The 12031-nt window shown below is 53.7% G+C and carries 10 protein-coding genes; 4 read left to right on the top strand and 6 right to left on the bottom strand.

The features are described 5' to 3' along the window. Window positions 1-1295 (bottom strand): Mur ligase family protein (locus ACESLU_RS06430; RefSeq protein WP_372636763.1); only part of this gene is annotated, 1295 nt, incomplete at its 3' end. Window positions 1296-1414: 119 nt separating this feature from the next. On the opposite strand from ACESLU_RS06430, the gene ACESLU_RS06425 reads away from it, so the two are divergent. Further along, a complete protein-coding gene (locus tag ACESLU_RS06425; RefSeq protein ID WP_372636761.1) occupies window positions 1415-2422 on the top strand; it encodes a sugar phosphate nucleotidyltransferase in 1008 nt (335 codons plus the stop codon). 101 nt (window positions 2423-2523) lie between these two features. On the opposite strand, the gene ACESLU_RS06420 is transcribed toward ACESLU_RS06425, so the two are convergent. Beyond that, on the bottom strand, window positions 2524-3456 hold the full coding sequence (locus ACESLU_RS06420; RefSeq protein WP_372636758.1) for a cation diffusion facilitator family transporter: 933 nt from the start codon (window positions 3454-3456) through the stop codon (window positions 2524-2526). 425 nt (window positions 3457-3881) lie between these two features. Between ACESLU_RS06420 and ACESLU_RS06415 the strand changes: the two genes are divergently transcribed. From ACESLU_RS06415 to ACESLU_RS06405, 3 genes are all read left to right on the top strand, one after another. Beyond that, a complete protein-coding gene (locus tag ACESLU_RS06415) occupies window positions 3882-5303 on the top strand; it encodes a CCA tRNA nucleotidyltransferase (RefSeq protein WP_372636766.1) in 1422 nt (473 codons plus the stop codon). A gap of 210 nt (window positions 5304-5513) precedes the next feature. After that, window positions 5514-6377 carry a 4-(cytidine 5'-diphospho)-2-C-methyl-D-erythritol kinase gene (gene ispE / locus ACESLU_RS06410; RefSeq protein ID WP_372636755.1) on the top strand — a complete coding sequence of 288 codons (864 nt, stop codon included), beginning with the start codon at window positions 5514-5516 and terminating at the stop codon, window positions 6375-6377. Between the two features lie 85 nt (window positions 6378-6462). Further along, window positions 6463-8931 carry a glycogen/starch/alpha-glucan phosphorylase gene (locus ACESLU_RS06405; protein ID WP_372636752.1) on the top strand — a complete coding sequence of 823 codons (2469 nt, stop codon included), beginning with the start codon at window positions 6463-6465 and terminating at the stop codon, window positions 8929-8931. A 10-nt stretch (window positions 8932-8941) separates the two neighbouring features. Here the strand turns inward: ACESLU_RS06405 and ACESLU_RS06400 are convergent, their stop codons facing one another. The 4 genes from ACESLU_RS06400 to ACESLU_RS06385 form a co-directional block, all read right to left on the bottom strand. Beyond that, window positions 8942-10339 (bottom strand): amidohydrolase family protein, encoded by a 1398-nt coding sequence (locus tag ACESLU_RS06400; RefSeq protein WP_372636749.1) that lies wholly within the window; start codon window positions 10337-10339, stop codon window positions 8942-8944. Between the two features lie 79 nt (window positions 10340-10418). Continuing rightward, window positions 10419-10688, bottom strand: coding sequence for a hypothetical protein (locus tag ACESLU_RS06395; protein WP_372636747.1), 270 nt, complete (start codon window positions 10686-10688; stop codon window positions 10419-10421). Between the two features lie 135 nt (window positions 10689-10823). Continuing rightward, on the bottom strand, window positions 10824-11498 hold the full coding sequence (locus ACESLU_RS06390) for an alpha/beta hydrolase (RefSeq protein WP_372636744.1): 675 nt from the start codon (window positions 11496-11498) through the stop codon (window positions 10824-10826). Between the two features lie 76 nt (window positions 11499-11574). Continuing rightward, window positions 11575-12031: VOC family protein (locus ACESLU_RS06385; RefSeq protein ID WP_372636742.1), on the bottom strand; the 457-nt coding region annotated here is incomplete at its 5' end.

Raw genomic sequence — 12031 nt, 5'->3', positions numbered from 1 at the left:
TGCTGTTTCAGCTCCAGCCGGTGCTCTACCGGCTCCATGCGGGCGGCGGCCATCGCCATCGTGGTCAGGCGCATCCCGAGAGACCGCGCTACGCCGATCGCCAGCAGCATGTTCCGGACGTTGTGGACGCCCAGCAGCTTGGTTGAAAAGGTTTCGGATTCGTCATCCACCGTCGCTGTAAACCGCATGCCCTCCTGGTCATACTGAATGTCGGAAGCTCTGATCGCCCCGCGGTGGATTCCCGCGTAAATAATACGCAGGTCGTCGCGTTGACCGGCCATGGCAGCGACCCGCTCGTCGTCGGCATTAAGGACGGCCGTTCCCCCGGGCCGGGTCCGCCTTACCAGGGTGGACTTGGTCCGCGCTATGGCCTCCCGGGAGCCGAATGTTTCCAGGTGGGCAATACCGACATTCGTGATGACGGCGATATCCGGCTCGGCAATGTCGCAGAGCTCATCGATGTTGCCCTCGTAGCGGGCGCCCATTTCGAGCACTAAAACCTGGTGATGGGCCTCCAGATCGTTGTTGATTACTTTGCAGATCCCCATCGGGGTGTTATAGCTGCCGGGCGTAGCGCAGACCGAAAAGCGTTCGCCGAGCAGGTCGCGAATCATAAACTTGGTGCTGGTCTTCCCGTAACTGCCGGTAATAGCTATAACGGTCAGATCGGGCATGCGCTCCAGCTTTTGTTTTGCCAGGCTAATAAAATGGCGGTGCACATAGTTTTCAACCGGTTTGGTAATCAGGGCGGCTATAAAAATAAAGAAGGGGACGACGGCATTTCCCAGGACCCATCCGAACGACAAGATATAGATATCCGCCGAGTATAAAATATCCGTATCGAGTTGCGCCCCGATGAAGGGGATATGGCCGGTAAAAGCGATGTAGGACGTCAGTGCCGGTAAAATGGACGCAAAGAGAACAAAAGGGATGGTAAGGCGAATCATCCGGGGGGTGAACACCAGCGGCTTTTTGGTTTTTTCTCCCCGGTAGTAGTCAAAGGGTCCGAACCAGGATATCCCGAAGAGGGCCAGGATGATAATGGCCGCGCTGCCCGTAATGGTTGTCGACAGGAAGAAAAGAAGGATGGCAATGACGACATTGTATAGCACGTGCTCGGGGGTGATTACCCGCTGGTTCCAGTGCTGTATAAGCCACTGCCAGAATTCACCGGGCTTGTAGCCGCTTTGTTGGAATATGTGCAGAAAATAGCGTCCCCGTAGGATCGTATGGCGGACCATGACGGTCACGAACAAAAGGACCAGCCCGTTAATGATGTTTAAATACCAGTTCAATAGTGTCCTGTATATTTGTGAGGATTAGCTCAGATGCAAAGTCGCTAAAGTATGGAACTTCTGTTATATTATCGCCAATAAACAAATAGATAAACTTTCATCTAAATTCGTTCAAATATATGAAATTAATAATCCCAATGGCAGGCCGGGGCACGAGAGTCCGGCCACACTCGCACACCGTCCCCAAACCGTTGTTACCGGTAGCGGGCAAAATGATCGTTGAACGCATCGTAGAGACGTTTGCACGCACTCTGGACCGCAGAATTGATGAAATAGTATTTATCCTGGGTCCCGATTTCGGGCAGGAAATCAAGGACGCGCTGCAGGCAATGAGCGACCGGCAGAACGCGAAGGCTACGTTCCGCGTGCAGGAAACCGCAGAAGGAACGGCCCACGCGGTGTATTGTGCGGAAGAAGACCTGAACGGTGAATGCATTATCGTGTTTGCGGACACCATATTTGATATGGAGGGTTCTGTCTCCATTGAGAATGCCGACAGTGTGATCTGGCTGAAGGAGGTGGATGATCCCTCTCGTTTTGGAGTGGCGGTAGAAGAGGATGGCAAGATCACGGACTTTGTGGAAAAACCCAGCGAGCCGATCTCCGATCTCGCCATTATCGGCGTCTACTATTTCAGGGAAGCCGAAAAGCTGAAAAGGGAGATCGAATATCTGTTGGAAAACAATGTGCGGGGACATGGAGGCGAGTTTCAGCTGACCGACGCCCTCGACCGCCTGCTGAAAAAGGACAATGTATTTAAAAAGGCCACGGTGGATGAATGGCTTGATTGCGGTACCCTGCCCGCCTGGCTGGAGACCTCCGGCGTCATTGTCGACAAGGAATACGAGGAAGTGGACCCGGATCGGTTCGTGGATACCAAGATTATTCCCCCGGTCTATATTGGAGATGATGTGAAGCTCGAAAACTGTATTGTCGGTCCCAAAGCCAGTATTGCCCGCGGCAGCAAGCTCAAAAAATGCACGGTCAAGAACAGTCTGATCCAGGAAGAGGCTTCCCTGCATGATTGCAATATAGAAGATTCGACGATCGGCCGGCATGCAGAGCTCCGGAATGTCACCCAGGAAGTACATCTCGGCGACCATTCCAAGGTCGGGATCGACGTGTGAGGGGCATAGAGGAGTAGAAAGTCAGAAGTACTAAGTAGAATACCTTTTGCTTTCTACCTTCTACTTATTGCTCTGAGAGGGTTTGGAAACGGTCTCTCCAATCATATAAAATCTTCGAGCGGACGATCCTGGTCGGCGTCTTTCAGGGTATCGTGGACTTCCTCGTGGTGTCCCTCGGGCTCAAGGTGAATGGTAACAATCACATCCCCCTTGACGGCGTTGATCAGTCTTTTTTCCAGGACGGTGGCGTCGTTGTGCGCGGTCTCCAGGTTGATATCCTTTTTAAAAACGGCATGGAGCTCCACCCAGGTGGTACTGCCCGTGGTACGGTGGCGCAAATTATGGACGCTCTGCATGGATCCCGGCAACTCTCTTGAAAGCATGTTGCGAACCTTTTGATCTATCCAGGGGTTGCGCGAGTCCATCAGTCCGTCTACGGAATACCGGAGGAGCTTGAATCCCTCGTACATAATATAGAAGGCCAGCAGTCCCGCTACGATCGAGTCGAGCAGGATGAAATCGGTGAACCGGATGATCAGGAGCGTCGCCACCGCACCGGCGCTGGTCCACACGTCAGTCAGGGTGTGTTTACCGTTGCTGACGACAATCATGTTGTTTTCGCGGCGGCCCGTTTTTACCAGGTAGCTGCCGAGGACCAAGTTAATAAGGCCCGCGCCGCCAATCAGGTAGACGCCGCTCATTAGCTCAGTCAGATCATGTCCGAACAGGTAGTTGTCGATCGACTGATAGATGATGGTGATTCCGGCCAGGATAATGACCGCTCCCTCGATGCCGACGGAGAGGAACTCCACCCGTTCATGCCCGTACAGATGTTTCTCGTCTGCTGGTTTGGCGCTGAGCAAAAGCCCGTAATATACGAACGAAACCGCCAGCAGGTGAATGACCGACTCTGCAGCATCCGACATGGCCGTGGTGGAACTGGTGATCCAAAACCCACTGAGTTTGAGTCCCAGTGACACGGTGGATACCACCAGGCTGATGCGCAAGGCGGTTTTTGCGGGGGATGATTTCACATCAAATAGGTTATGTCATTCGTCTGTCCCGGATAACTCGCTAATAAATCGGGGCTAAAAGATCCCTCAAAGAATTCCTGAAAGCAAGCGGATTTGTTCTTATTTTTACGCTTATTTTAAAATGGCCTGGAATCACCCAAACACTAATCAATGGATTAAGACAAAAATATTATAGCAGACTCAGTACGTTCCCGGCAGGGGGACTAATTTGGGAATGTTCGAACGGTACGGAAGGACTCATAGTACTATTATAGTCAAGGTTTACGGTATTGATATTGCAAGAGCAAGAGCTTCTTTTTGTCCGGATCAGGAAAATCACTATAAACAAATTTATTCCGGCGGATACTGAGTGCACCTTGACAGCGATACTGATTGGTCTTTCCAGAAACAGTCGTTGAGTTTTTGTGAGTTCGTGGCATAAAAAAATGGAAATCGTGCAAGATATTCATCCAAAACACAACAACGTATTTGAAGTCATTACCCGGGCCGGCGAGGCAGTGGGACAGCAGGTCTATGTGGTCGGGGGCTATGTGCGGGACTTCTACCTTGATCGCACAAAAAAGGATGAGGACCTGGATATCGATTTTGTGACCGTTGGGTCGGGCATCAAGCTGGCCCGAAAGGTAGCTGATATGCTGGGAACCGACCGGCTGTCAGTGTTTAAACAGTTCAGGACCGCCCACATCCGCTACGATAATATGGATTTGGAATTTGTGGGAGCCCGAAAGGAAAGCTATCGGCGCAACTCCCGCAAGCCGATCGTAGAAGATGGCTCACTGCGGGACGATCAGCTGCGGCGCGATTTTACGATCAATGCCCTCTCCTGGTCGCTCAACAGGGAGAATTACGGTCAGCTGATGGATCCATTCGGGGGCATCCAGGATCTGAAAAAACGTTTGATTCGCACTCCGGTCGACCCGTCGAACACCTTCGATGACGATCCCTTGCGCATGATGCGGGCCATTCGCTTTGCAACGCAGCTCCAGTTTGATATTGAGGAAGAGACGTACCGCGCGATCGAAAAGATGGCCGAGCGCATCGAAATTATTTCCAAGGAACGCATAGTCGAGGAGCTCAACAAAATAGTGATGGCGCCGAAACCTTCTATCGGGTTTGAACATCTTTTCAAAACGGGACTCCTGCATCACTTTTTCCCCGAGATGGTAAAACTGCACGGGGTCAGGGAAGTACGGGGCGTGCGTCATAAAGATAATTTCTGGCATACGCTGGAAGTGTTGGACAATGTGGCCGGGATGGGCGGTGACCTGTGGTTGCGCTGGGCGGCCATCATGCACGATATTGCCAAGCCGGCCACACAGAAGTTTGTGAAGGGGACCGGCTGGACGTTCCATGGACACGATGCGCTGGGCGCGCAGTGGGTGAAGCGTATTTTCCGGAGACTGGGACTGCCGCTGGATGAGCGGATGCGCTACGTACGGAAGCTGGTACGCCTGCACCTGCGTCCCATCGCCCTGGTTTCGGACGAGGTCACCGACAGCGCCGTCCGCCGCCTCATCTACGAGGCCGGGGACGACATTGACGACCTGATGACCCTGTGCCGGGCCGATATCACCAGTAAAAATGACTACAAGGTCAAGCAGTACAACCGCAATTTCGACTATGTGGAGCAGAAGATCGAAGAGGTCGAGAAAAAAGACCGGATGAGGCAGTGGAAAAATCCGATTGGCGGCGATGAAATTATGGAGGCCCTGGATATTGCGCCCGGACCTGCGGTCGGGGATATCAAAGACGCGATCAGGGAAGCGATCCTGGATGGAGAAATTCCCAACGAGCACGATGCCGCCTTCGATTACATGATGCGTATCAAGGACGAGTATATCAGCTGACCGTTCAGGATTCCGGGTTGTTCGGCGACCGATTCTTTTCTTTGCCCTTGTGAAAGACAGGCCCGTTTCCCTCGAGGGAGTGCCCGGCACCGGGGTTCGCGACAGGGGCGGGGCTTCGCCCCCCCTAACGGTCGGTAAAAGTGTAACCTATGTCATGCTATATAACCAGTGACAAACAGCAAATAATCAAAACCAATAACGAAACTTGCCATGTGGATAGCTGAATCATATGCGAAAATAAACCTGGGCCTGCATGTGCTGGAGCGTCTGCCGACGGGCTACCACCGGATTGAAACCGGCTTTTGTTTTGTAGAATGGAGCGACCGCTTCGAGGTAAGGGAGTCCCCGGAGATGAAGCTGGAGCTCAGCGATGAAGATATCCCTGCCGGCGAGGGCAACCTGATCAACAAGGCGGTCGCCGCCCTTGACCGTTATGTAGGGTTGAAGCACAACTACCTGATTAAGGTTGACAAGCATATTCCCGCCGGGGCCGGACTGGGCGGCGGCAGCAGCAACGCCGCACTGACGCTCCGCATGCTCAACAAGATTGAAGAGATGGGGCTGAGCGATGACGAGCTGATCGACCTGAGCCGCAACCTCGGGGCCGATATTCCCTTCTTTATCAAGGGCGAAACGGGCATAGGCCGGGGGGTGGGACACGATATCGAACCTGTTGACATCCAGCCCGGCTACTGGATTGTCACCTGCTTCCCTAACGAGCCGAGCAGCACCGCGGAGGCCTACCAAAACTGCAGGCCGAATCCCGAGCCCGATTTTGACCTCGGGGAAACGCTTACTGAAACCGGAATTGATGAGTGGCGCTATACGCTGGTCAATGACCTGGAGCAGGCGGTCTTCCCGCGGATCCACGTGGCGGGTAACCTGAAGGACCAGATGTACGAATTCGGCGCGCTCTATGCATCGATGACGGGCAGCGGCTCGGCCGTATATGGTATTTTCGAGCAGGATTTTGTGGCCACCAGCGCTTATAAGGGGTTCCTGGAACTCGACCTGCCCTGCAATCTCACGCGTCCCCATTTTACCCCGGACTACGGTATCTACCGTAAAGAATAAGGTTCTTTTCATTTTTAATTGTCCGCTTTTAATGATTACTTTCCGCTACCGCCTTAACCGATCACCCAATTAGCACAGCGATTTTATGCCTACCGATTCTCAACAGACCATCCATCCGCGCACCGGCATGGACGTGGATGCCTTCCGCGAGGACATCAAACAGCATTTGCAGTATACCCTGGCCAAAGATCAATATGTTTCCACCGAGTGGGATCACTACCACAGTGTTGTAATGACCGTGATGGATCGCCTGCACGACCGGTGGATTGATACCCAGCAGGGCTATTACCAGCAGAAATCCAAGCGGGTCTATTACCTGTCCATGGAGTACCTTATCGGGCGACTGCTGGACAATATGCTGATCAACCTGGGACTGCAGGATGTGGCCGCCGATGCGATTGAGGGACTCGGCCTGGATTACGATGAGCTCCGCGAAACCGAGGTGGATGCGGGGCTGGGTAACGGGGGACTGGGACGCCTGGCGGCCTGTTTCCTGGATTCGATGGCGACCCTGGGCGTACCGGCTATCGGCTACGGCATCCGGTATGACTACGGCATATTCGACCAGGATATTGAAGACGGCTGGCAGATCGAAAAACCCGACCTGTGGCTCGAATACGGTTACCCGTGGAGTATCGTGCGTCCCCGTAAAAAATACAAGGTGCAGTTTTATGGCGAGACGAACGCCAGCAAGGATGGCGAGGGACGCATGCATTTCGACTGGGTCAACACGCACAAAGTCAATGCCCTGGCATACGATACGCCCATCCCCGGTTACCGGAACGAGGTCGTCAATACCCTCCGTCTCTGGAAAGCCACCTCCGACGAGGGTTTTGATCTGAAGAGTTTTAACCAGGGCGATTATATCGATGCGGTGCGTAATAACCTGCTTGAGGAGAATATCTCGCGCGTGCTCTATCCCAACGACAAGGTGTTCAAGGGACAGGAGCTGCGGCTGAAGCAGGAATACTTCCTGGTCTCGGCCTCCCTGCAGGATGCCATGCAGCGGTTCAAGAAGCAGTTCGACGACCTGCGCAAAATTCCAGGCCAAATGGCGGTGCAGTGCAACGATACGCATCCCAATCTGGCCATCCCCGAACTGATGCGTGTGCTGATGGATGAAGAGGAGCTGAAATGGGAGCCGGCCTGGGATATTGTTACCCAAACAACCAATTATACCAACCACACGCTGATGCCGGAGGCGCTCGAGCAGTGGCCCATCTCGCTGATGTCCAACCTGCTGCCCCGTCATACCCAGATCATCCGCGAGATCGATCGCCGCTTTCTGAATACCATTGAGGTTACCGGAAGCGGGGGTGAGGGGGACAAGAAAGACCGGATGCGCATCGTCAGCAACGAGATGAATGCCCGTGTGCGGATGGGTAATCTGGGCATCGTGGGAGCGAAGAAAGTGAATGGCGTCTCGGAGCTGCACAGCAGCCTGATGAAAAAAACGATCTTCAGGGATTTTGCCCGGCAGTTTCCCGAAAAGTTTACCAATGTCACCAATGGCATAACGCCGCGCCGCTGGCTGCGGCAGTGCAACCGGCCGCTGGCCGACCTGATATCCGATCGCATCGGTGACGACTGGGTTACGCAGCTGGACCAGCTGCGGCAAATTGAGCAGTTTGCGGAGGATGAGGAGTTCCAGGATTCGGTCCGGCAGATCAAGCTGGCCAATAAAAAGCGGCTGGCAGACTACATCAGAAAGGACCGGGGCGTCAGTCTGGACCCCCACTCCATTTTCGATATCCAGATTAAGCGTATTCACGAGTATAAGCGTCAGCTGATGGCCCTCATGCATGCCATAACCCTGTATAACCGCCTGAAGAACAACTCCAGTGCGGACATAGAACCGCGCACGCTGCTCTTTGCCGGCAAAGCCGCGCCCGGCTATACCATGGCGAAGTTACATATCAAGCTTATCAACAGCGTGGCGGAGATCGTGAATAACGATCCAGACGTATCGGATACGCTGCGTGTACTCTTTCTGCCCGACTACAGCGTGTCGCTGGCCGAGAAGATGATTCCCGCTGCGGACCTTTCCGAGCAGATTTCGACGGCCGGTATGGAAGCCTCGGGCACCGGAAATATGAAATTTGCCCTGAACGGCGCGCTGACGATCGGGACCCTGGACGGGGCCAATATCGAGATCCGGGAGCAGGTGAGACCGGAAAATATCTTCATCTTTGGCATGACGGTGGACGATATTGAGCGACGGCGCCAGGAAGGATATGAGCCGACAGGGATCTATGACTCGGATGAGGAGCTTAAACAGGTGATCGACCAGATTCACGAGGGCTATTTCAGTCCCGAAGATCCGAACCTGTTTCATCCCATCACGAATGCCCTGCTGAATGAAGGCGATTATTTTATGGTATTGGGCGACTACCGGGCGTATGTTGATAAACAGGCCGAAGTAGAGCAGGTCTATAAAAAGAAATCCGAATGGTGCCGCAAAGCTATTATCAATATGGCCAATATGGGACATTTTTCTTCGGACCGGTCCATACGCGACTACTGCAAGCGAATCTGGGATGTGGAGGTTGATTAAAAGCAGCACCTTACTGATGTTTTTCCGCTATAGCGTTCAGGCGCTCTTCAATCTCATCCCCGGACAGCCAGTTTCCCCGGTATATCACCCCTGCAATGGAATCGGAGTTGGAGATCTCCTCCAGGGGATTGGCTTCCAGTAACACCATATCGGCTACCTTGCCCTCCTCGATGGTCCCGCTGTTTTGCAGGTCGTCCAGGTACCGGGCGGCATGGTAGGTACCGGTTCTGAGCGCTTCATAGGGCGTCAGTCCCGCATCCACGATATAGCGCAGTTCGTGGTGAACGGAAAAACCGGGCACATTGAAGATCTGGGGCGCATCCGAGCCGAGCAGAAGTCCCGCCCCTTCCTCGTGAAGGCCTTTAATGATCTCCCGGCGAAGCTGCAGGTAGTCCCGGGCCAGCTCTTCGCTGTAAGCCTCGTTGCCCGTAATGGATTGTTTACTTTCGATCCACTGCCGGACGGTCTCGGGAGACATATACTGGAATTCGGGACGTTCGGCCAGCGTTTCGGGATCGTCGGTCCCGATCACATGCTCCGAGAGCGCCTGTGTGGGCACATTCCAGGTCCCCGCCTCAGCCGTACGCCCTGCTATTTCCGAAATGCGTTCGCGGTCGGCATCCGGCGTCAGGTGCATGCCAAAGAAAATGACTCCCGGGTTTTCAACCTCGTCCGTATTGACGGCCTCGGCAGCGAGGGCCTCAACGTATTTGTCCAGGTGATCGATCGTCGTCTGTCCCGCTTCCAGCGCCCGTTCCAGCCCGACAGAACCCGGAATATGCCCCGAGAATTCAATGCCCACGGTGTTTGCTTCATCCGCCATGGCGTTATACTCTTCGAGGCTGAGGCCCGGGAATATTTTGAGAAAGTCGTAGCCGGCCTCGTGCTGATCCCGCACCTGCCGGCGGGCCTCGTCGGGACTCTCATAATCACCGCTGAATCCGGGTCCCGAGGTGTAAATACGCGGACTCAGCAGTTCGTTTTGTTCCGCCTGCCGGCGCAGCTCCAGGTGCAGCGGGTCTCCGAGCATGCCCCGGATGGTCGTAATGCCGTTGGCCAGGTAGAGGAACAGTACGTCATCGATGTACGCCCGGTCGTTATCGCCCGATGGAATATGAGCGTGCATCTCGGAAAGCCCGGGTATCAGATATCCCCCGTTGCCATCGATAACATCGGCATCCCCATCTGCTGCATACCGGTCATTTTCAGCGATCCGTACAATACGATCTCCTTCTATAAAGACCGTACGGTTTTGCCGGACCTTTTCCCCTTCCCCTTCCCCTTCCTCTTCGTCATTCATGGAGATCACATGAACGTTTTCTATCACTTTATCGGCTTCAATGGTTTCCTGTGAAGAGCAGCCCGTAAGTAATCCCGCCAAAAACAGAAGTACTATTTGTCGTGTCATAATATCAATTGGTTTATTGAATTGGATAGATTATCAGAAACTCCCATCATCTCTATAGAAGGCTTTGTTGTCTGTTCCGTTATCTCCCTTCTCCGTCTGTCCTGTGCAGGCCGACTCTCAAGCCAACTGCCGTAGACGGACAAATTAAACCGGCCGGGAAGAAAAAGCTCTCTTTATAATCCATAATTAACGGAATGATGGCAAATTTTTCTGATGATAAAATGATCGTTGCTTGCAGCTGCTTGATAAAATTTCCAAAATCACCGCTGTTCTTGGGAGGTATCTCGATCTCATCAAAATGGGATGCGTTGCCGGGACCGGTATAGGGATGGGGGCGGGGGATTGCCATATCCTGTGATCTTTTTAAACAGGGCGTAGCGGGACCGTTTTTACTGTCCTCATGCCGCATACTTGAAAGTGCGTTTGCAAGGATTGAACCGTGTGTATGGATGGAAAAAGTCAGGGATTGTTTCGTTTTGTTTCGTCAGTCGACAGCGATGGCCGACAGCAGCCGGTTGATATGATCTATCTCATCCTGATTTACAGTATGTCCCATTCCCTTATAGATCTTCTTGGTGACGTCCGCTTCCAGCTGCCGGAAAACCTGCGCCGTTATATCGACCCGTTCCTGGGGGATATGGGCATCCCGGTCGCTGCAGCCCAAAAAGACCGGGGTCTGCTGCAGCGATCCGCTGTAATTCCCCGGATCTATCTCATCGCCGATCAGTCCCCCGCTGAGTCCCACTACCCCGCCATATCGCTCCGGGTGTCGCGCGACAAACTCCGTTGCCAGGCAGGCGCCCTGGGAAAAGCCCAGCAGGACAATATGACCGGTTGAGATGCCTGCTTCATTGAGATCACGCACCTGGTCGTAGATGGCCTGCAGTCCGCTCGAAATGCCCGGCTGATTCATTGATATGGGGGATAAAAAAGACCGGGGATACCAGGTATGCCGCCGCGCCCTCAGAGCCCGGTAGTGGATGTCAGACCGGTCAAATTCTTCCGCCAGGGCGAACATGCTCTCCGCTGATGCGCCCCGGCCGTGTATGAGGATCATGGCTATTTCAGTCTCCCCTACGGCCCGGCCGCGGGTGACGGGGGACTGGTTCTGGTGAGGACCGCTAAACGGGTGATTCGGATCTACTCGAAATAGGGACATAATGAGTTGTTTGGGTGTTTAGGTTAAGAGTGGTGCAAGGGCAGGGGATTCCGCGGGTTCAAATAAAATAAACCAATTAATTAGTTAACGGGGGCAGCTCTGCTTCGATCCGGTGACGCTGGTCCTCGAGCCACTCCGGCAGCTGCAAAACGCTGCCGAGCGAATCAAGCTCTTCGTCCCGGGTAAAGCCCGGGGGATCCGTGGCAATTTCAAACAGTACCCCGCCCGGCTCGTGAAAATATACCGATTTGAAATAATCGCGGTCTTTTACTTCCGTAAGATAGTATCCCTTGTTCAGCAGGTGCCGGCGCATTGCCTGCTGCTCCTGCTCGTCTTTTACGCGGAAAGCGATATGATGCACCGTCCCTTTGCCGGGGCGGCCATGGGGACCGAACTGGTCGATGACTTCAACTACAGCGCCAAAAAGGCCTTTCGTCTCATACAGGTAGCGATCATCTAACCGATCAGTTAACTCAAAATCCAGCTCTTCTTCCAGCAGCCGGCCGGTCGCCGCAACATTTTTTTCGGCCAGG

This window comes from Fodinibius sp., assembly GCF_041642155.1.
GTDB lineage: Bacteria > Bacteroidota > Rhodothermia > Balneolales > Balneolaceae > Fodinibius.
Note: the sequence above shows the minus strand (reverse complement) of the source record. Positions and strands in the feature narration are given on the sequence as shown.

Excerpts from the sequence above, each read along its gene's own strand:
- ACESLU_RS06425 (WP_372636761.1), top strand. The coding sequence starts at position 1,415 with ATGAAATTAATAATCCCAATGGCAGGCCGGGGCACGAGAGTCCGGCCA.
- ACESLU_RS06415 (WP_372636766.1), top strand. The coding sequence starts at position 3,882 with ATGGAAATCGTGCAAGATATTCATCCAAAACACAACAACGTATTTGAA.
- ispE (WP_372636755.1), top strand. The coding sequence starts at position 5,514 with ATGTGGATAGCTGAATCATATGCGAAAATAAACCTGGGCCTGCATGTG.
- ACESLU_RS06405 (WP_372636752.1), top strand. The coding sequence starts at position 6,463 with ATGCCTACCGATTCTCAACAGACCATCCATCCGCGCACCGGCATGGAC.
- ACESLU_RS06400 (WP_372636749.1), bottom strand. The coding sequence starts at position 10,339 with ATGACACGACAAATAGTACTTCTGTTTTTGGCGGGATTACTTACGGGC.
- ACESLU_RS06395 (WP_372636747.1), bottom strand. The coding sequence starts at position 10,688 with ATGGCAATCCCCCGCCCCCATCCCTATACCGGTCCCGGCAACGCATCC.
- ACESLU_RS06390 (WP_372636744.1), bottom strand. The coding sequence starts at position 11,498 with ATGTCCCTATTTCGAGTAGATCCGAATCACCCGTTTAGCGGTCCTCAC.